Here is an 18,109-nt window from a genome sequence, read left to right on the forward strand (position 1 = left end):
TGCGCTGGTAAATTTCGTAAAGCAGTTTATAGTTGGAGCACTTGTTACTTTTAGGGCTGGTTATGAGTCTGTGGGAAAGTTATAAGACCAGTGTTTTTATCTGCCATCAGGTGCTGAACTGCAATATTGATTTTGCCATTATCAGCGCTCAGAACCCCGCCGGTGTAACCGGGCATCCCTATCTTAACCTTCGTCGTGACAAAGAATTTCAGGCTTATCTTAATCAGCAAAAATTGCCTTATCGCTCTGTTATAGGCTGTGCTCCGGATCACAGTTTTCAGGAGAAAAGCTGGATAGTGCTGTGTGAGAAAAATACGGCTATTACGCTGGCGCGGCAGTTTGAACAAAATGCTATTTACTGGGTTGAGCAGGGTGAGTTATTTCTGGTGCCTGTACTGCTGACTCAACATGAAGAAAGCCTGGGTAATTTCAGCGAACGTCTGGTATTGATGCCTGACTAATTTTTACGCTGCAGAATGTCCAGCACCGCTTGCAATTTGTCACCGTAGATCACTTCCATCTGTCTTCTGGTCATGTTCTGGCTGACTTTTTCACCTTCTGTTTGCGGTTGCTGCAGCAGTGCTGCAAAATCACTGGCACAAATGCAGATCAGGCCTGGTGCTGCCATGCCGGGTAACTGTGCTGTGCGGTACAACATATTCGGGCAGGCTTTGGTGCGTTTCGGGCTCTGTACACAGCTAAAATTGTCAGCTGCTGCCGATGCTACTGTGAATAACAAAAACAGCGCTGACAATTTATACATAAGAAGCCCTTAGTTTTTCTGGCTTGCGCGGTATATCACAAAGCCATTAGCTTTTGCGATAACACTTACCTGCTTAAATGAGTTTTGCAGCAGTTCCTGATAGGCCAGATGGCTGTTAGCCACAATGGTTAAGTTGCCCTGGCTGCTCAAGCGGGTAGCACTTTGAGCAATAAAAGCCTCGACAATACTGTAGTCAGTTTTTATGCCGGTGTGAAATGGCGGGTTACTGACAATGTAGTCAAACTGCTTCGGGAACTCTGGCAGGCCGTCTGCCGCTATCACGGTTCCACTTAACTTATTCGCCGCCAGCGTAAGTTCTGTCGCCTTAACGGCCAGGGCACTGATGTCAGAGCTGAACAGTTCAATCTGGGGATGTTTACGTTTTAACACGGCACCAATGACACCGCAGCCACAGGCGAAATCAAGCACCTTACCCTGGCTGATAACTGGCAGGTTGTCCAGCAGCAGCGCAGTACCAAGATCGAGCTTGCCGTGGTTGAACACCCCAGGCAACGAATGCAGCCTAAGCTGTTCACCGGCGGCTGTAATACTGAAGTGGCTGTCAGCTATCTTTGGCAGTGCAGCAAAATCACCAAACAGTGAAAACCACAGGCAATGCTTGGCGTTATCCAGCTTGTTAGCACCCAAACCAAGCTTCTGAGCGTGGCTGCCGAGGCTCTTAATGCCTCCTTTATTATCACCGGTAACGAAAACTGCGGTAGTACTTTTAATCGCAGGTTTAAGCTGACTGAGGGTATACGCCAGCTGCTCTTTGCTTTTGGGGTAGAAAATTACAATGGTATCAAAGCTGTCGCTAAATGCCGGTTCTGCGCTGTTGTACAGCGTAACGGCTGGCTGTCGCCAGCTGGTAGCGACGGCGGCGTCAGTGCTGTAACAGCTTAACTGTAACTGCGGCACCAGATGCAGAAGTTCAGCGGCTAAGTTATCTGCCATAGGCTCTGCCAGCAGCACTTTACCGCTCAGATCGGCAATGTTACGTAAAACCAGTTGACTGGCGTTGGCTAACATTTAGTTGTCCTTTTTATACATCAGATCCCAGACGCCGTGGCCTAAACGCTGGCCGCGCTGTTCAAACTTGGTCAAAGGTCTGTGTTCAGGCCGTTCAACATAGGTGTTATCAGCAGAGAGGTTACTAAAGCCCTCTGCTGCCTGCATGACTTCCAGCATATGCTCGGCATAGTTTTCCCAGTCAGTTGCCATATGAAACACACCGCCGGGTTTTAGTTTTCGCCTGAGCAGTTGTACAAACTCCGGCTGCACAATGCGGCGTTTGTGATGACGTTTCTTATGCCACGGATCAGGGAAAAACAGCTGAACGGTGTCCAGGCTATTGTCCGCGATGGTATCTTCCAGTACTTCAACGGCATCGTGCTCAAATACCCGCAGGTTTTTTACCTGCTGTGCAACTGCATCAGACAAACAGGCACCGACGCCCGGACGGTGAACTTCAATACCGATAAAATCTTTTTCCGGCGCTTCTTTTGCCATCTGTACCAGAGATTTACCCATACCAAAGCCAATTTCCAGCACTACTGCACTGCTACGGCCAAACACATCTGCCAATTGCAGTGCAGAGCTTTGGTATTGCAGGCCATAATCTGGCCAGTAGGTATCCAGCGCATGTTGCTGGCCTTTGGTCAGCCGGCCTTCGCGCAGCACAAACGAGCGGATTTTCCGCATATAAGTTGTGTTTTCAGCCTGTTCGCCGTGCTGCTCGGTACTGTCTGTCATGTGTTGCTCCGCATAATCGTTAACGGCGCGTATTATCCTTGTATTAGCGCCTTTGCTCAACCGCGATTATGGTTGGCAAGGTCAGGCGCTGTGCTTATACTGCCGGCAATTGTTCTGGCAGAGGCCGTTATGTTACAACAACAGGATGCAGTTTGGTTTTCAAATCAGTTAGTTAGCTGGTATCAGCAGCACGGACGTAAAACACTGCCGTGGCAACTGGAGAAAACGCCTTATAAAACCTGGCTCAGTGAAATAATGCTGCAGCAAACCCAGGTTGCGACTGTTATTCCTTATTTTGAACGCTTCTTGGCACGTTTTAACGATGTCGAGGCATTGGCTGCAGCAGAGCTTGATGAAGTACTACATTTATGGACCGGGCTTGGTTACTACGCCCGGGCGCGCAATCTGCATAAAGCCGCAAAAATGATAGTGGCAGAGCATCGGGGCCAGTTCCCGCTAGGGTTTGAACAGGTACTGGCACTGCCGGGCATTGGCAGGTCAACCGCCGGTGCCGTACTGTCGTTAGCTTTGGGCCAGCATTACCCTATTCTGGATGGTAACTGTAAGCGCGTTTTGGCGCGTTTTGCGGCAGTACCCGGCTGGCCGGGAGACAAAGCTACAGAACAAACACTGTGGCAACTGGCTGAGCAGATAACACCAAAACAGACGGTGGCGCAGTTTAATCAGGCCATGATGGATCTTGGCGCGACATTATGCAGCCGCAGTAAGCCGCGCTGCAGCGAATGTCCGCTGAAATTAAAGTGTAAAGCGGCGCTGGCAGGCGAACAGGCGCTTTATCCGGGCAAAAAACCGAAGAAAGCGCTGCCGGAGAGGCAAAGCTTCTGGTTGCTGCTGCAGCACCAGCAGCAGGTGTTGTTGTTACAGCGACCGGCAGCAGGCTTGTGGGGGGGGTTGTATGGCTTTATTGAATTTGCCACCGCACAGGAGCGCGAGCAGTACCTGGCGTTACATGCTTTGCAAATTGAGACTACCGAACAGCTACCGGCTTTTCGGCATACCTTCAGCCATTTTCATCTGTGGATCCAACCGCAATTGCTTAAGTTGAAATCGTTGCCGGATGCAGTGCAGGAGCATTCTGGTGCAAGTTGGTTTAGAATAGATGCCATTCCTGCGGTTGGTTTGTCAGCTCCGGCAAAGCAGCTGTTTCAACAACTGATTGCTACAACAGCGGATTCTGAGGATCGTTAAGTATGAGCCGTACAGTATTTTGTGAATATTTAAAAAAAGAAGCACCAGGCCTGGATTTTCAATTGTATCCGGGAGATTTGGGCAAGAAAATTTTTAACTCAATCAGTAAAGAGGCTTTCGCCCTGTGGCAGGCCAAGCAAATTATGCTGATTAATGAAAAAAAGCTTAACATGATGAACCCGGAGCACAGAAAACTGCTGGAAGAGCAGATGGAGGCTTTTCTGTTCAAAGGTGAAAATGTTGAAATTGAAGGCTATAAGCCAGTAGATAAATAGTTGTAAGTTAGAATGGTGCTGGCTTAGCGCCAGTGCCAGCGCTATAATTCGGATTAGAAAATTTAATCATTAAAGAGAGATTATGGCGCGTCGCTTGCCCCCGCTTAATGCATTAAAAGCCTTTGAAACTGCCGCCAGGCATTTAAGTTTCACCAAAGCTGCTGAAGAAATGTACGTGACTCAGGCCGCTATTAGTCACCAGATTAAAGCACTGGAAGATCATCTGGGCCTGAAGCTGTTTATGCGGAAAAACCGCTCTTTGTTACTGACAGAAGAAGGGCAAAGCTATTTTCTTGATATTAAAGAAATTTTCCTGCAATTACATGAATCAACCGAGAAGCTGCTGGCGCGTGGCGCTAAAGGCTCGCTGACGGTAAGTTTGCAGCCAAGCTTTGCTATTCAGTGGCTGGTGCCGCGGTTAAACCTGTTTAGTGAGCTACACCCTGATATTGACGTGCGGATAAAAGCGGTTGACCTGGACGAAGGCTCGTTAACAGATGATGTGGACGTTGCCATTTACTATGGCCGCGGTACCTGGCGTAATCTGCATGCTGATAAACTGCATACTGAGTACTTACTACCGGTATGCTCGCCGTTGCTGCTGAACCGCAGTAAACCGCTGTTGGAGCCAACAGACCTGCAATACCATAACTTATTACATGACGGTTCACGCCGGGCTTGGAAAGCCTGGTTCACAACGCAGGGCTTTAAGCATTTTAACGTAAACCAGGGGCCGATTTTCAGCCATTCCTCTATGGTGCTGCAGGCAGCTATTCATGGTCAGGGTGTAGCACTGGCGCATAACGTTCTGGCACGGCCGGATATTAATTCTGGCAGGTTAATAGTGCCGTTTAATCACGTGCTGATCTCAAAAGATGCCTACTACTTAGTGTGTCGGGAAAGCCAGACGGAGCTGGGTAAAATTACCGCTTTTCGCCAGTGGATGACACAGATGGTTGAGGCTGAACAAGCTGAGTTTGCTGAACAGCAATTTACCAATGCGGTGGCACTTGACTGAGCTCATTAAAGATAAACCTGCACAGCCGAAAGCCCGCTTATTGCTGGCACATGGCGCCGGTGCTGGTGCCGGTAGCGATTTTATGTGTCAGTTAGCTGCTCAGTTGCTGCAACACAATGTGGAAGTATGGCGCTTTAACTTTGCCTACATGCAGCGTTTTATCGACACAGGTAAGCGCAGCCTGCCGGATAAGTTGCCGCTGTTGCAGCAGCAGTTTAGTCAGCTTATTACAGAGTGCCCTGACGATTTGCCGCTGTTTGCCGGCGGTAAATCTATGGGCGGCCGGGTTGCCAGCATGCTCAGTGCGCATAATAAAGTGCGGGCAGTTGTAGCTTTTGGCTATCCTTTTCATGCCCCTAAAAAGCAGCAGTGGCGCACAGAGCATTTTGTTATGTTGAATTGTAAGCTGTTTATTGCGCAGGGTGAACGTGATGCCTTTGGCAACCGGGAAGAAATTGCTGCGCAAAGCTGGCCGCAGGTAACCGTTAACTGGCTAACAGATGGCGACCATGATTTAAAACCCAGAGTAAAAACCGGTCTGACACAAAGCCACCTTATTGCGCAGGCCGCACAGTTTTGTAGCAGGAGCATTGATGAAGTACTTTTGGCAAATCAGTAATAGTACGGCAGCCTTTTATGGTGCTGCTGTAGTGGGGCTAAGTGCGGTGCTGATGCATTTATGGCAGGGCAGCTTAAGCACCGAAGCTGTCGCCCGGGTAATAAGTGCGCTGGCCATGCTGGCTTTTCATGCTCTGGCACTACTGGCTATTGGTGCGCAGCGCAGCAGCGCTAAGTTAACACAGCTGGTGGCGCTGCTGTGGCATCTTGGTTTGTGGTGTTTTGTCTGGACTATACTGGCAGGCGTTTTCGTATTGCCATTTCATTATTCTCAGCTGGCGCCGATAGGTGGCCAGCTGTTTATTGCTGCCTGGTTGCTGTTCGCTGTAACGGCCTGGCGGCGGAGTTAACATGCGACAATTATTACTGTATTGCCGTGCAGGCTTTGAGAAAGAGTGTGCTGCTGAAATTCAGCACAAAGCCGGCCTGCACAATGTGTTCGGCTACTGTAAATTAAGCAGTAACAGTGCTTATGTTATTTTTGAAGCCTATGATGCCGACAGCCTGGCAGCGTTTTACCGCGATTATCCGTTTGAACAGTTTATTTTTATCCGGCAGTGGAGTTTGTTGCAGGCAGAGCTGTTGGAGTTACCACCGGCAGACCGTATCGCCCCGGTGATTGAAGCTGTGCTTGGCGCAGAACTTAGCGGTTGTGGTGAGCTGAGGGTTGAATACCCGGAGACCAACGACGGTAAAACCCTGTCAACATTGGCGCGAAAGCTGACGGTGCCGCTGCGCCAAGCCCTGCGGCAGGCCGGGGTGTTGCTCGCTAAGGAGCAAAAGCGGGCACCTGTGCTGCATTTGTTTTTATTAAGCGGCCAGCAAGGCTATGTGGGTTTATCTTACCCTGAAAACAACAGCCCGCTGGAAAACGGCATTATGCGGTTAAAGTTTCCGAATGAAGCGCCGAGCCGCAGTACGCTTAAACTGGAGGAGGCCTTTTTGCAGTTTATTCCCAAACATGAATGGGACAAACGTTTAGCTGGTGGTATGAATGCGGTAGATCTTGGTGCCTGCCCGGGCGGATGGACTTATCAGCTGGTTAAGCGCAGCATGATGGTTACAGCTATTGATAACGGCCCGATGGCAGAGTCGCTGATGGAAACCGGCCAGGTAAGACATTTAACCGTCGATGGTTTTAAATTTGAACCGCAGAAGAAAAATGTGTATTGGCTGGTGTGCGACATGATTGAACAGCCGCAACGGGTTGCTGAGCGGATAGGGGACTGGTTGATTAATGGCTGGTGTCAGGAGACGATTTTTAACCTGAAACTGCCGATGAAGAAGCGCTATGAAACGGTAAATGAGATCTTAGAACAGTTTGAACAGCGTTTAATTGAGGCCGGTATTAAATACCGGCTGCAGGTTAAACACCTTTACCACGACAGGGAAGAGGTAACGGTGCACGTACAAAATCTGGTACAGCGGTTTTAGCCGCTGTGCTTAAAGCGCTGAGTTACTCAGCGCTTAATGCTAACTTCACCCATACCATACGATGATCAGAGCTGGCGCCGCGCGAGCCCACTAAAGGGTAGAGCGGGTCAGACTTCTCTGGCCAGAATACGCCACTTTCGAGCACTTGCCAGCCTGCTTTTGATGGCAACACATAGTCTGCCCGCATCCGCCAGCCTGCGGTATGAAATGCCGCTTTTGGGTTATCCGGTGTATGTTCGGCGCCGCCTTTACTTTGCGGTGGCAAACTGTTGTTTACGCGCGGGTGCTGGTACAGCGAGCTGATAGCGCTGTTAAAGGCATCACCTTCGCCGTCCGCTGAAGAGTTTTGATCGCCGAGTAACACAAAGCGGGCATCTTTCGCCAAACCACCTTTTTTAGCGTTGTCGTCATAGATATAGCCGCTGTTGGCGGGAGTCAGGTAGTCTGCCCAAAAACGGATCTCATCATGGTTGCGGATGCCGTTGCGGTTTTCTTCGCCGTCAAACACCGGTGGTGTCGGGTGGCTGGCCAGCACATGCACTTTGGCGCCATCAATAGTAAGCGGAATATCCCAGTGGCTTTTTGACGACAACGGAAATTCTGCCCAGGCTTCTTTACTGTACCACGGGCTGCCATCGGCTTTCTTCGTCGGCATAAAGTTCGGCATATCTTTCCATTTAAAATGCTGGAAGGTACGCACCTTAGCTGTATCTATCGGATACTTCGACAACAGCACCATGCCATACTGGCCCGGGTAAAATCCGAAACCCCAGGCATCAGCACCTGTACCATTGGCAACACCATCATTGTCCAGATCATAAGGGCTGGGCTGGCCGGTATTCACTGTGCTGTAGTAAAAGTAAGGGTAATCAATGGCCTCTGCTTCACCCTGCGCTTTATTCAGGTAATTGTGAATAAAAGCCTTAATACCTTTTTCCGGCTGCTGAATATAATCAAACTCGTTTAATAACAGTACGTCCGGCCGGACCAGCTGAATAATGTGCGCGATATTGCGGATCTGAGGCTGAGTATCTGTCTCAAGAAGTTTTGCCAGCACGGCACCATCACCAGGCTCACCGGCGGGCAGGTAATTTTGCGCTTCCATACTGACATTAAAGGTGGCAAAGGTGACTTCAGTAGCATGCATAGACACAGAAACTCCAAGGCTTATAACTGCACTGAGGATAGTTAGAGCTTTATATGTTTTCATCAGAAAAGAGGGAATAATTCAGACAGGCGGCTAGCATAAAGCGCACTGCGTCTAAAAACCAGCAGAAGCATTAATTTTGCCGGAAAGTCATTTTATGAGCAAATTCCAGCTACATAGTGCGCAACTCCGACCTGCTATGTTACACTTATATGGCAGTCGCCTAAGACAATTAGAGGAGCAAAAAGTTCCCATAAATCGGATTGGCGTAAGAAAAATGTAATATGGTTTCGATACCATTATCTCCCAAATTGAACGCAGCATCTGTATTCAAATGGATTTAGATAAATACCTACAACTACCAGGTGAAAAACGATATGAAAATTAAAAGTCTAGCTCTTGCGGTAACGCTCGCTCTTGGCGTAAGCAATATCGCTATTGCGCAGGAAACCTCATCAGCAGTGCGCGGTGTTGTCACCACAGAAGCTGGTTCTACAGTTTCAAATGCAACAGTAACAGTAACAGATAAAAGAAATGGCACTAGCCGTACTTTAACGACTAATGATACAGGTACTTTCTCTGCGCGCGGTTTGCAGGTTGGTGGTCCATACCTGTTAACTGTTACCGGTCCTGAAGGTCGCACTGAAACAATTGATAATGTGTACCTAACTTTAGGTGAGACACAGAACCTGAATGTTGTGATTCAGCAGGCTGACGTAGAACGTATCGCAGTAACCGGTGCGGCTATTACAAACTCTGCATACGGCAGCAAGAGCCCTGTGGCTAATTTCAGTCTGACAGATCTGCAGACAATTCCGGCTATTAACCGTGATTTGTCTGATGTTGTAGCCGCCGATCCGCGTATTTATGTAGATGCTGGTTATGCACGCGGTATTCAGTGTAACGGCGCAAGCCCACGCTTTAACAGCTTGACAGTTGATGGCGTGCGGATGAATGATAACTTTGGTCTGAACGACAATGGTTACCCAACAGAACGTATGCCGTTCTCTTACGACGCCATTCAGCAGGTCGCCGTTGAGTTTGCACCTTTTGATGTTAAATATGGCCGTTTTACAGCTTGTAATATCAACGCCGTAACAAAGTCAGGTACAAATGAAGTAACGGGTTCATTCTTCTACGACTACACTAACGATTCACTTCAGGGTGACAAGCTTGAAGGCACTAAATTACCTTCTGATAATTTCAGTGAGAAACGCTACGGCCTGAATGTTGGTGGTGCTTTAGTTCAAGACAAACTGTTCTGGTTTGCTGCTTACGAGAAATATGAAGGTGCAGACACCTTTGCCCGTGGTGCGCAAGACACCAATGCCGGTACGCCGGTTGCCGGTTTGAACCAGGCTGACATTGACCGTATTGCACAAATTGCCCGTGACGTTTACGGTTATGAAGTAGGTGCACCTATCGGTTCATCTCCGGTTGAAGATGAAAAGCTGTTAGTGAAGTTAGACTGGTACATCAATGATGCTCACCGCGCAGCCTTCACATACAACTATAACGATGGCGGTGCCGTGCGCGAGTCAGACAGTGCTTCGTACAACTACGAGTTCTCTGACCACTATTACGACCGCAACTCTGTTTTTGAATCCTATGTATTACAGCTGTTTTCAGACTGGACTGATAACTTCTCGACTGAAGTTCGTGCAGGTTATTCAGAGCTGGATAATACTCAGCAGAATATCGGCCCAGGTGGCTTAGGTGAAGTTCAGATTTCTGTGCAAAACGGTGATGATCGTGCGACAGTATTTATGGGCGTTGATGACTCTCGTCAATCTAACAAACTGAAATACGATACAACTTTCCTGAAACTGGCCGGTACTTATACACTGGGTGACCACGTTATTTATGGCGGTTACGAGTTTGAAGAGTACAACGTATTTAACATGTTTGTGCAGCACAGTATTGGTGAATATCGCTTCAGCAGTATTGATGCCTTCGAAGACGGTATCGCCAGCACTGTTTATTACGGCAACGGTGCAGGTACCCATAACCCGGCTGATGCTGCAGCTAACTTCGGCTATGCAACTCATACTTTATATGCTCAGGATGAGTATTATATCTATGATATGGACATGACAATTACCTATGGTCTACGTTATGACTGGTACAGCAGCAGCGACGAGCCTCGCGTTAATGAGAACTTTGTAAACCGCTACGGTTTTGCTAATAACACAACATTTGATGGCGAAAGTTTGCTGCAGCCACGTGTAGGTGTTAACTGGAATCTTAATGACAATATCGAGCTGCGTGGCGGTGTTGGTTTATATTCTGGTGGTAACCCTAACGTATGGTTAGCTAACGGTTATCAGAATGATGGTGTTACAGCTGTGCAGCTAAGTCAGCGTAACGTTAATCTGTTCACCAGCTCATTGAGCGGTGAAGGTCGTCCATTGTTCGACATTCCACAAAATATGTATGATTCGGTAACCAACGCGAATGGTGACAGCGCAGTAAATGCGGTTGATCCTAACTTCAAGTTACCTAAAGAGTGGAAGTACGCTATCGGTGGTACTTATACCTTCGACGAAGGCACAGTAGTAATGGCAGATATTTTGTATTCAATTGCAAAAGATCAGGCTATCGTTACTGATTTTGCTATGGAACAGGTAGATACATTGTTCGATGGTCGCCCGGTTTATGCCTCTAAAGAAGGTAGCAGAAGGGAAGACTTCCTGCTGACTAATTCCAGCGAAGATGCGAAGAAACTGACTTTCAGTACTTCTGTTAGTAAGAATTTTGACTTTGGTCTGGATCTGAGTTTGGCATATGCATACACAGATTCTGAAGATGCTAACCCAATGACCAGCTCTGTAGCGTATTCAAACTTTACTAACTTTGCGCGTAGCGATTTCAACAACCCTGAGTCAGCAACGTCAAACTATGAGATCCCTCACCGCTTTACATTCCGTGCCAGCTACAATGTTGATATTGTTGATGGTTATACTACTACTATCAGTCTGTTAGGTTCTCATAATAAAGGTCGCCCATACAGCTATACATCAAATATCAGTGGATTAGGTGATTATGCAACTGGTCGCCAATTGCTGTATGTACCGACTGGCATCGATGATCCAAATGTAGTTTGGGGCAGTGTCACTGATTCAAGAACAGGTGAAGTTACGCCATTTAATACAGAAGGTTTCTTTGATTATATTAACGAACATGGCCTCGATAAGTACGCAGGTAGCATAACTGAACGTAATGCTTATGCCAGCGACTGGTGGACAAAGGTTGACTTGCGTATAACTCAGGAGCTGCCTGGCTTTATGGAAGATCATAAAGTTAAAGCCTTCTTTGTTATTGATAACCTCACAAACCTGTTAAACGATGATTGGGGCGTGTTATATGAAGCAAACTTCCCTCAAACAGCGTCAATAGTTGAGGGGGCAGTAAATGCTCAGGGACAATACGTATACAATGCTTTCACTAAAGTCGAACCACAAGGTCGTGTAACCACACCATCACTGTGGCGCATGACTATGGGCATCGAATATAAGTTCTAATCTAGCGTTTTATTAAATTTAAATGCCCGCATTAAGCGGGCATTTTTTTATTTCTTAATCAGCGTTTTTTAGCGATAATTACCGGCTTATTTTGCCAAAGTGAATTACTCCGTGGGAAAAAACACTATTATTGCGATTGCTGGCGCTTCGGCATCCGGCAAAAGCCTTTTTGCATCAACGGTATACCAGGAGCTGGTTGCTGAATTGGGCGGTGAACGTATCGCTATACTGTCGGAAGATGCGTATTACCGTGACCAAAGCCATTTGTCGTTTGAACAGCGCACGCTGACTAACTATGACCATCCTGCGGCTTTTGAACATGAGTTACTGGCCTCTCATTTGAATGCGTTGCGAAATGGCAAAGCGATTCAAATGCCACAATACAGCTATAAAACGCACACCCGTACTGATGAAACCATTACTGTTCAGCCGGCAAAAGTCATTTTGGTCGAAGGTATTTTACTGTTAACTGATGAGCAGTTGCGGCAGCAGTTTGATATTACTGTGTTTATGGATACACCGCTTGATGTGTGCTTGCTACGCCGTATAAAGCGTGACTTAGAAGAGCGTGGTCGCAGTTTAGGCTCTGTTACGGAGCAATATGAGAACTCAGTACGACCAGCATTTTTTGAGTTTATCGCACCTTCCAAACAACACGCAGATCTGGTTGTAACCCGCGGTGGTAAGAACCAGATCGCTATCGATATTATAAAAGCAAAAATCCGCCAGTTGCTGGCGGAATAACAATCAGGGAATTTAACTTATGATGGGATTAGTGGGCATTGTTGCCCTGTTACTGGTAGCTTACGCCGCATCGGCTAACCGCAGCCGTATTAATTGGCGTACTGTGGGGGGCGCATTTGGCATACAGCTGGCAATAGGTGCCTTTGTATTGTATGTACCCTTTGGTCAGGACGTGTTGTTTAGCATTTCAACTTTTGTTGCCGACATTATCAGCTATGCTACAGCCGGTATTGAGTTTCTGTTCGGTGATATTGGCCGTAAATCACAGGGCTTTATTTTCGCTATCCATGTGCTGACTATTATTATCTTTTTCTCATCCCTTATTGCTGTGCTTTACCACATAGGTGTAATGACGTGGATAATCCGTATTATCGGTGGTGGCTTGCAAAAGCTGCTGGGCACCAGCCGGCCTGAATCAATGTCTGCGGCTGCCAATATATTCGTTGGCCAGACAGAAGCGCCATTAATTGTTCGGCCTTTTATTCCAACTATGACCCGTTCTGAATTATTCGCAGTAATGGTAGGTGGTCTGGCGTCAGTGGCAGGTTCTGTTCTCGCTGGTTACGCCGGTTTAGGCATAGAGCTAAAATACCTTATTGCAGCTAGCTTTATGGCAGCGCCAGGAGGTTTTTTGATGGCGAAGCTTATTTTACCGGAAACAGAACAACCGAAAAATGAGCTAAACGAAATTAAAGCAGACACCCAGCATACCAATCTGATTGATGCCGCTGCGGCTGGTGCATCCAGTGGTATGCAACTGGCATTAAATGTGGGCGCAATGTTATTGGCGTTTGTCGGCTTAATTGCGCTGGTTAATGGTGCCATTGGTGGTATTGCTGGCTGGTTTGGTATTGAAGGTTTAACGCTGCAGGTGATTTTCGGCTATGTGTTCCAGCCGCTGGCGTTTATTTTAGGCGTGTCCTGGGATGAAGCGCGTATGGCTGGCAGTTTTATTGGCCAGAAACTGGTTATTAATGAGTTTGTCGCATACCTCGACTTTGTGCAGGTGAAGGAGCAGTTAAGTGCTCATACTCAGGTGATAGTCACTATCGCCCTGTGTGGTTTTGCTAACTTTTCTTCAATTGCTATTTTATTAGGTGGCTTGGGTGGTATGGCGCCAAGTCGCCGCGCTGATATTGCTGAGCTGGGTTTAAAAGCCCTGCTGGCTGCAACATTGGCGAACTTAATGAGCGCTGCAATTGCAGGGTTCTTTTTTTCCTTAGGCTAAAAACAGGTCTTTTATATGACACAGCAAGTTCCAACGTTAGATATAAGACGGTTTGCCACCGACAAAGATAACTTTGTTGCCGAAATTGGCAAGGCCTACACTGAGTTTGGATTCTGCGGCATTAGCGGCCATGGTATTCCAGACGACGTGGTAGAGAATACATACAAAGCAATTAAGCAGTTTTTTGCTTTACCCAATGACGTTAAAGCAAAGTACCATAAACCAGGCCAGGGCGGCGCCCGCGGTTACACCGGTTTTGGTGTTGAAAAAGCGAAAGACTCTAATCATCCGGACTTAAAAGAGTTCTGGCATGTTGGGCGGGAGCTAACTGGCCCAGCGCCGCATCCGAGCTTGTATCCTAACGTCTGGCCGACAGAGGTAGACGGCTTTAAACAAGCGACTTATGCGCTGTATACCGAGCTGGAGAAATTGGGTAACACCGTATTGGAAGCTCTGGCGTTGTTCTTAGGACAAGAGCAAAGCTACTTCGCCGACAAAGTAAATTATGGTAACTCGATCTTACGGCCAATTCATTACCCGCCGATTAAAGACACCAGCACGCAGTCAATCCGTGCCGGTCAGCATGAAGATATTAACCTTATCACCTTGCTGGTTGGTTCAAATGAAGCTGGCCTGGAAATTTTGCGTCGTGATGGTAGCTGGCTGCCGGTAACCACTATCGAAGGCACTATAGTAGTGAATATCGGTGATATGTTGCAGCGCCTGACTAACCATGTACTGCCATCAACCACGCACAGGGTTGTTAACCCGGCAGGTGCAGCGGCAGGTGAGCCGCGGTATTCGATTCCATTTTTCATGCACCCGAACCCGGACTATGTGATTGAAACGCTCGATACCTGCGTAAGTGCTGAGCGGCCAAATCTGTACCCTGAACCTATTAACTCTAACGACTACTTAATGCAGCGCTTAGAGGAAATCGGCTTATTGAAAAAAGGCAAAATGTAAGCAGTTAGCTGTTTAAATGTACAAACAGCTTTATCTGCTACGTCAGCATATTGACGAGGTATGATAAGGCTGTATACTGCAGGCCATATGCAGATGTGGTGGAATTGGTAGACACGCAAGCTTCAGGTGTTTGTGCCCACAAGGCGTGAGAGTTCGAGTCTCTCCATCTGCACCAAATTAACCGGCTATAGCCGGTTTTTTTGTATTTGTCGTTTATGCCGCTGATTTATTGCGCAAACAGATTTATTTTCAGTTTTGTCAGTTGACGGATTTTTTTTTGTCGCTATACTGCACGCCATGTTAACGCAGTAGCGAAAACATAACGCAGATGTGGTGGAATTGGTAGACACGCAAGCTTCAGGTGTTTGTGCCCACAAGGCGTGAGAGTTCGAGTCTCTCCATCTGCACCAAATCAACCGGCTAAAGCCGGTTTTTTTGTGCCTACAATCCATGCAGGCATCCCTTCGGGACCAGCCTAGGCTGTCCAAAAGCACTCCCGGCGCTTTTGTGTTTTTACCATCCTTGGTAAAAACCTGCTGCGCAGGCCAGCTAAGCTGTCTAAAACTGATCCTGTCAGTTTTATGTACCTGCAATTTACCGTTTTAGCTCAATGCGGCGGATAAAATCGTCAACTAGCATATCGTATAGCTTGCTGCCTAAATATAAATCTTCAACACCGTCATCAATGTTGGGGTTGTCGTTGACTTCAATTACATAAACCTTGTCACCGTCCTGCTTAATATCTACGCCGTAAAGGCTGTCGCCTATAGGCGCACAGGCCTGAAGAGCTGCATCAATAACATGTGAAGGTACTTCACTAATAGCGCAAGTGGTGAAGCCGCCACTTTCAGTTTTGGCTTTGCCATGTTTATAGATCTGCCAGTGGTTTCGCGCCATAAAGTATTTGCAGGCAAAAATAGCCATGCCATTTAACACGCCAATGCGCCAGTCGTACTCTGTGTAGGTGTAACGCTGGGCCAGAATAATAGCGCTTTGCTCGAACAGGGTATTTAGCTGAGCCCTAAGTTCGGTTAGGGTTTTGACCTTGACGACACCGCGGGAAAAGCTGCCATCAGGGATTTTCAGTACCAATGGTAGGCCCAGACTGTCTGCTGCACGCTCTAAGTTATCTTCATCCTGTTTGAAAAGCATAATACCATCAGGCATGGGCACTTTATGTTGTTCAAACAGGGTTTGCAGATACACTTTATTACCGCAGCGTAGAATAGAATTTGGGTCATCAATTACAGCAAGCCCCTCGCGTTCTGCTTTTAGTGCCATATGAAAAGTATGATGATTTACAGCTGTTGTCTCACGGATAAACAGGCCATCAAATTCAGCCAGACGGTGAATGTCACGTGCACCTATTTGTTCGATGTCCATAGCAGCCTTGCGTGCAGCTTTGGCAAACAGTTCCAGTGATTTAGGTGTGCAGGGCGGGAATTTCTCCTTTGGGTCGACCAGTACGGCGAGATCATATTTATATTTTTTGTTTGTTGGCTCAACCCGCCAAATCTTATGGCTGTACTTTTCAAGCGTGTTACCGAATATACTTTGCTCCTGCTCATTCAGCTTGTGTACACTGCCTATTTTTAATGTCTTAACCTGCCAATTCTGTTTCTTTTGCAGCTCTACGCGCAAAATTGGTACAGGGAAGGCTTCAAACAGGTAAGTCGCCACCTTTTTTAATGCTTTGAGTTCGGTTTCACCGAAATAAATATTAAAAATGAGTTGTGTCGCTGTCTCTTCAGCCAAGGCTTTGTTCAATTGTGTGAGAATTGAACCTGGAATGTCTTCTGCAATGTCGGCAATTTCATGGCGGTTAAATTTGTTAAACGCTCTGACTGAGGGCATTACATTATGGCCTCTGGCCTCCGCCAGCAATGAGCAATAGTAACCTGTTCCCAGATACAGTGACTGGCGGCACAGATTAATCACTCTTGTCCGTTGCTTGTTTTTAGCTGACCATTTTAGATAGTCAGGCAAAGTCATTACGCCGTCATACTGATAAAAAGGTGCCCAATCCTGCGCTTTATCAACCACAATAATCAGTTTAGCCATTTATACTCCCGATTTTTCATTAGCATTGCCTGCCGTAAAGCGAAAAGACAGCAAAGAAAGCAACTCTTCAAAAGTTAAATTTCTTATTGGCATTTCATTCATTTAGCTGTTGTTATCCTAAACTTAGTTAAAATACAGCCAAAGGCAATAATAGGTATAGTAATGACACACAATGATGTAACTGAAGAACTTACATTCCGTCGTGCCACCTTACCCGATGTTTCAGCGCTAACTCAGCTTGAGTCGCGTTGCTTTGATTCAGACAGGATCAGTAGCAGAAGTTTCCGCCGTTTTATTGCAGAAAAACGTAGTGACCTGGTGCTGGTTGAGCTTGGCGGTTCAGTAGTTGGCTATTTTCTGCTTATTTATCGCAGAGGCACGAGCTTAGCCAGGCTCTATTCGCTGGCGGTAGACCCTGATAAGCGTAAGAGAGGCATTGCTGAGCTTTTAATGTCAGAGGCAGAGAAAGCTGCTGCTGCCCGTAGTTGTGTTTTATTAAGACTCGAAGTGCGCTTTGATAATCTGTCAGCGATCAGGTTATACCAGAAACTGAACTATCACGAATTTGCAGTAAAGCATGATTTTTATGAAGATCATTCCGACGCCATCTGTATGCAAAAGCAGATTATTCAATTTGACAGCACGTCGGTAAATCGTCAGGTGCCTTATATAGCGCAAACTACTCCCTTCACATGTGGCCCGGCGTGCTTGCTAATGGTGTTTAATTACTTTAAGCCCAATCAATTTGATCCGGCTGCACTTGAAATTGATATTTGGCGCGAAGCCACCACTATTTTTATGACTTCCGGGCACGGGGGATGCGGTCCAAGGGGGTTGGCGTTGGCCGCGCATCAGCGAGGGTTTGATGTCGACATCTACCTGAATAAGGAAGGACCGTTGTTTACTGACACGGTGCGCAGCGAGGTCAAAAAAATGATACTTCAACGCGTCCATGAATCTTACCGGCAAAAAGTGGAGCAGTGCGGTATAGCTGTGCATCGTACTGAACTTGGAATTTCATCTATCAAAGCTTTGTTAGAAAGTGGAGCTCTGCTGGTGGTACTGATCAGCACCTGGCAGTTTGATAAAAGCAAAGCGCCGCATTGGGTGGTCGTGTGTGCTGTTGATGAGCACTTTGTTTATATCAATGATCCTGACACAGAAGACATTCCCTGGTTATCGCCATCTGAGAGACAGTACATACCCGTTGAGCACAGTGTGTTTCTGCGAGCATTCAGTTATGGTAAAAGCAGGCTGAAAGCGGCAATAGCAATAAGAAAGGATAAAACCTAAGCATATCTGTGTGCTTTTATAGCGTTTTGTTCGTTTTTTCTTCGAACGATCTCAAAACTGCAATATTTCTCAATTTAGCT

17 protein-coding genes and 2 tRNA genes are annotated in these 18,109 nt (G+C 47.0%); 14 read left to right on the forward strand and 5 right to left on the reverse strand.

The window, feature by feature from the left end:
- Nucleotides 1–62 precede the first annotated feature (62 nt).
- On the forward strand, nucleotides 63–461 hold the full coding sequence (locus tag LHL18_RS15690) for a DUF3293 domain-containing protein (protein ID WP_134056818.1): 399 nt from the start codon (nucleotides 63–65) through the stop codon (nucleotides 459–461).
- Here the strand turns inward: LHL18_RS15690 and LHL18_RS15695 are convergent.
- From LHL18_RS15695 to trmB, 3 genes are read right to left on the reverse strand one after another with little or no spacing between them, the layout of a single operon-like run.
- Complete coding sequence (locus tag LHL18_RS15695; RefSeq protein WP_134056816.1) at nucleotides 458–763, reverse strand: hypothetical protein; 306 nt, start codon at nucleotides 761–763, stop codon at nucleotides 458–460. The genes LHL18_RS15690 and LHL18_RS15695 overlap by 4 nt on opposite strands.
- Before the next feature lie 9 nt (nucleotides 764–772).
- Nucleotides 773–1,792: a class I SAM-dependent methyltransferase gene (locus LHL18_RS15700; RefSeq protein ID WP_226767751.1), complete on the reverse strand. Its 1,020-nt coding sequence runs from the start codon at nucleotides 1,790–1,792 to the stop codon at nucleotides 773–775.
- Nucleotides 1,793–2,515, reverse strand: coding sequence for a tRNA (guanosine(46)-N7)-methyltransferase TrmB (trmB, locus tag LHL18_RS15705; RefSeq protein ID WP_226767752.1), 723 nt, complete (start codon nucleotides 2,513–2,515; stop codon nucleotides 1,793–1,795).
- Nucleotides 2,516–2,644: 129 nt separating this feature from the next.
- Here trmB and mutY point away from each other — a divergent pair, with 129 nt between their 5' ends.
- From mutY to rlmM, 6 genes are all read left to right on the forward strand, one after another.
- Complete coding sequence (gene mutY, locus LHL18_RS15710) at nucleotides 2,645–3,724, forward strand: A/G-specific adenine glycosylase (RefSeq protein ID WP_226767753.1); 1,080 nt, start codon at nucleotides 2,645–2,647, stop codon at nucleotides 3,722–3,724.
- A gap of 2 nt (nucleotides 3,725–3,726) precedes the next feature.
- Nucleotides 3,727–3,999, forward strand: coding sequence for an oxidative damage protection protein (locus LHL18_RS15715; protein ID WP_134056808.1), 273 nt, complete (start codon nucleotides 3,727–3,729; stop codon nucleotides 3,997–3,999).
- A gap of 82 nt (nucleotides 4,000–4,081) precedes the next feature.
- On the forward strand, nucleotides 4,082–5,017 hold the full coding sequence (locus LHL18_RS15720; protein WP_134056806.1) for a transcriptional regulator GcvA: 936 nt from the start codon (nucleotides 4,082–4,084) through the stop codon (nucleotides 5,015–5,017).
- Entirely contained in the window at nucleotides 4,998–5,636 is a 639-nt protein-coding gene (locus LHL18_RS15725) for an alpha/beta family hydrolase (protein WP_226767754.1), read from the forward strand. The genes LHL18_RS15720 and LHL18_RS15725 overlap by 20 nt, the downstream gene beginning before the upstream one ends.
- Nucleotides 5,611–5,985 carry a DUF423 domain-containing protein gene (locus LHL18_RS15730; RefSeq protein WP_226767755.1) on the forward strand — a complete coding sequence of 125 codons (375 nt, stop codon included), beginning with the start codon at nucleotides 5,611–5,613 and terminating at the stop codon, nucleotides 5,983–5,985. Before LHL18_RS15725 ends, LHL18_RS15730 begins: the two co-directional genes overlap by 26 nt.
- 1 nt (nucleotide 5,986) lies before the next feature.
- The gene (gene rlmM / locus LHL18_RS15735) at nucleotides 5,987–7,069 is read left to right on the forward strand and encodes a 23S rRNA (cytidine(2498)-2'-O)-methyltransferase RlmM (protein ID WP_226767756.1); all 1,083 of its coding nucleotides are present in this window, start codon (nucleotides 5,987–5,989) and stop codon (nucleotides 7,067–7,069) included.
- 22 nt (nucleotides 7,070–7,091) lie between these two features.
- Here the strand turns inward: rlmM and LHL18_RS15740 are convergent, their stop codons facing one another.
- On the reverse strand, nucleotides 7,092–8,216 hold the full coding sequence (locus LHL18_RS15740) for an endonuclease/exonuclease/phosphatase family protein (protein ID WP_226767773.1): 1,125 nt from the start codon (nucleotides 8,214–8,216) through the stop codon (nucleotides 7,092–7,094).
- Between the two features lie 377 nt (nucleotides 8,217–8,593).
- Here LHL18_RS15740 and LHL18_RS15745 point away from each other — a divergent pair, with 377 nt between their 5' ends.
- The 6 genes from LHL18_RS15745 (at nucleotide 8,594) to LHL18_RS15770 (ending at nucleotide 15,085) form a co-directional block, all read left to right on the forward strand.
- Entirely contained in the window at nucleotides 8,594–11,737 is a 3,144-nt protein-coding gene (locus LHL18_RS15745; protein ID WP_226767757.1) for a TonB-dependent receptor, read from the forward strand.
- 111 nt (nucleotides 11,738–11,848) lie between these two features.
- Nucleotides 11,849–12,481, forward strand: a complete 633-nt coding sequence (udk, locus tag LHL18_RS15750; RefSeq protein WP_226767758.1) for a uridine kinase — start codon at nucleotides 11,849–11,851, stop codon at nucleotides 12,479–12,481.
- Between the two features lie 19 nt (nucleotides 12,482–12,500).
- Complete coding sequence (locus LHL18_RS15755; protein ID WP_226767759.1) at nucleotides 12,501–13,709, forward strand: NupC/NupG family nucleoside CNT transporter; 1,209 nt, start codon at nucleotides 12,501–12,503, stop codon at nucleotides 13,707–13,709.
- A gap of 15 nt (nucleotides 13,710–13,724) precedes the next feature.
- The gene (locus tag LHL18_RS15760; RefSeq protein ID WP_134056792.1) at nucleotides 13,725–14,675 is read left to right on the forward strand and encodes an isopenicillin N synthase family dioxygenase; all 951 of its coding nucleotides are present in this window, start codon (nucleotides 13,725–13,727) and stop codon (nucleotides 14,673–14,675) included.
- Between the two features lie 89 nt (nucleotides 14,676–14,764).
- Nucleotides 14,765–14,850, forward strand: a tRNA-Leu gene (locus tag LHL18_RS15765).
- Nucleotides 14,851–14,999: 149 nt separating this feature from the next.
- Nucleotides 15,000–15,085 (forward strand) — tRNA-Leu (locus LHL18_RS15770).
- A gap of 184 nt (nucleotides 15,086–15,269) precedes the next feature.
- Here LHL18_RS15770 and LHL18_RS15775 read toward each other — a convergent pair.
- On the reverse strand, nucleotides 15,270–16,736 hold the full coding sequence (locus LHL18_RS15775; protein ID WP_226767760.1) for a RimK family protein: 1,467 nt from the start codon (nucleotides 16,734–16,736) through the stop codon (nucleotides 15,270–15,272).
- Between the two features lie 162 nt (nucleotides 16,737–16,898).
- Between LHL18_RS15775 and LHL18_RS15780 the strand changes: the two genes are divergently transcribed.
- Nucleotides 16,899–18,029, forward strand: a complete 1,131-nt coding sequence (locus tag LHL18_RS15780; protein ID WP_226767761.1) for a peptidase C39 family protein — start codon at nucleotides 16,899–16,901, stop codon at nucleotides 18,027–18,029.
- Nucleotides 18,030–18,109 lie beyond the last annotated feature (80 nt).

The organism is Rheinheimera aquimaris (genome assembly GCF_020531985.1).
Classification (GTDB): domain Bacteria; phylum Pseudomonadota; class Gammaproteobacteria; order Enterobacterales; family Alteromonadaceae; genus Alishewanella; species Alishewanella aquimaris.

Excerpts from the sequence above, each read along its gene's own strand:
- LHL18_RS15690 (WP_134056818.1), top strand. The coding sequence starts at position 63 with ATGAGTCTGTGGGAAAGTTATAAGACCAGTGTTTTTATCTGCCATCAG.
- LHL18_RS15695 (WP_134056816.1), bottom strand. The coding sequence starts at position 763 with ATGTATAAATTGTCAGCGCTGTTTTTGTTATTCACAGTAGCATCGGCA.
- LHL18_RS15700 (WP_226767751.1), bottom strand. The coding sequence starts at position 1,792 with ATGTTAGCCAACGCCAGTCAACTGGTTTTACGTAACATTGCCGATCTG.
- trmB (WP_226767752.1), bottom strand. The coding sequence starts at position 2,515 with ATGACAGACAGTACCGAGCAGCACGGCGAACAGGCTGAAAACACAACT.
- mutY (WP_226767753.1), top strand. The coding sequence starts at position 2,645 with ATGTTACAACAACAGGATGCAGTTTGGTTTTCAAATCAGTTAGTTAGC.
- LHL18_RS15715 (WP_134056808.1), top strand. The coding sequence starts at position 3,727 with ATGAGCCGTACAGTATTTTGTGAATATTTAAAAAAAGAAGCACCAGGC.
- LHL18_RS15720 (WP_134056806.1), top strand. The coding sequence starts at position 4,082 with ATGGCGCGTCGCTTGCCCCCGCTTAATGCATTAAAAGCCTTTGAAACT.
- LHL18_RS15725 (WP_226767754.1), top strand. The coding sequence starts at position 4,998 with ATGCGGTGGCACTTGACTGAGCTCATTAAAGATAAACCTGCACAGCCG.
- LHL18_RS15730 (WP_226767755.1), top strand. The coding sequence starts at position 5,611 with ATGAAGTACTTTTGGCAAATCAGTAATAGTACGGCAGCCTTTTATGGT.
- rlmM (WP_226767756.1), top strand. The coding sequence starts at position 5,987 with ATGCGACAATTATTACTGTATTGCCGTGCAGGCTTTGAGAAAGAGTGT.
- LHL18_RS15740 (WP_226767773.1), bottom strand. The coding sequence starts at position 8,216 with ATGCATGCTACTGAAGTCACCTTTGCCACCTTTAATGTCAGTATGGAA.
- LHL18_RS15745 (WP_226767757.1), top strand. The coding sequence starts at position 8,594 with ATGAAAATTAAAAGTCTAGCTCTTGCGGTAACGCTCGCTCTTGGCGTA.
- LHL18_RS15755 (WP_226767759.1), top strand. The coding sequence starts at position 12,501 with ATGATGGGATTAGTGGGCATTGTTGCCCTGTTACTGGTAGCTTACGCC.
- LHL18_RS15760 (WP_134056792.1), top strand. The coding sequence starts at position 13,725 with ATGACACAGCAAGTTCCAACGTTAGATATAAGACGGTTTGCCACCGAC.
- LHL18_RS15775 (WP_226767760.1), bottom strand. The coding sequence starts at position 16,736 with ATGGCTAAACTGATTATTGTGGTTGATAAAGCGCAGGATTGGGCACCT.
- LHL18_RS15780 (WP_226767761.1), top strand. The coding sequence starts at position 16,899 with ATGACACACAATGATGTAACTGAAGAACTTACATTCCGTCGTGCCACC.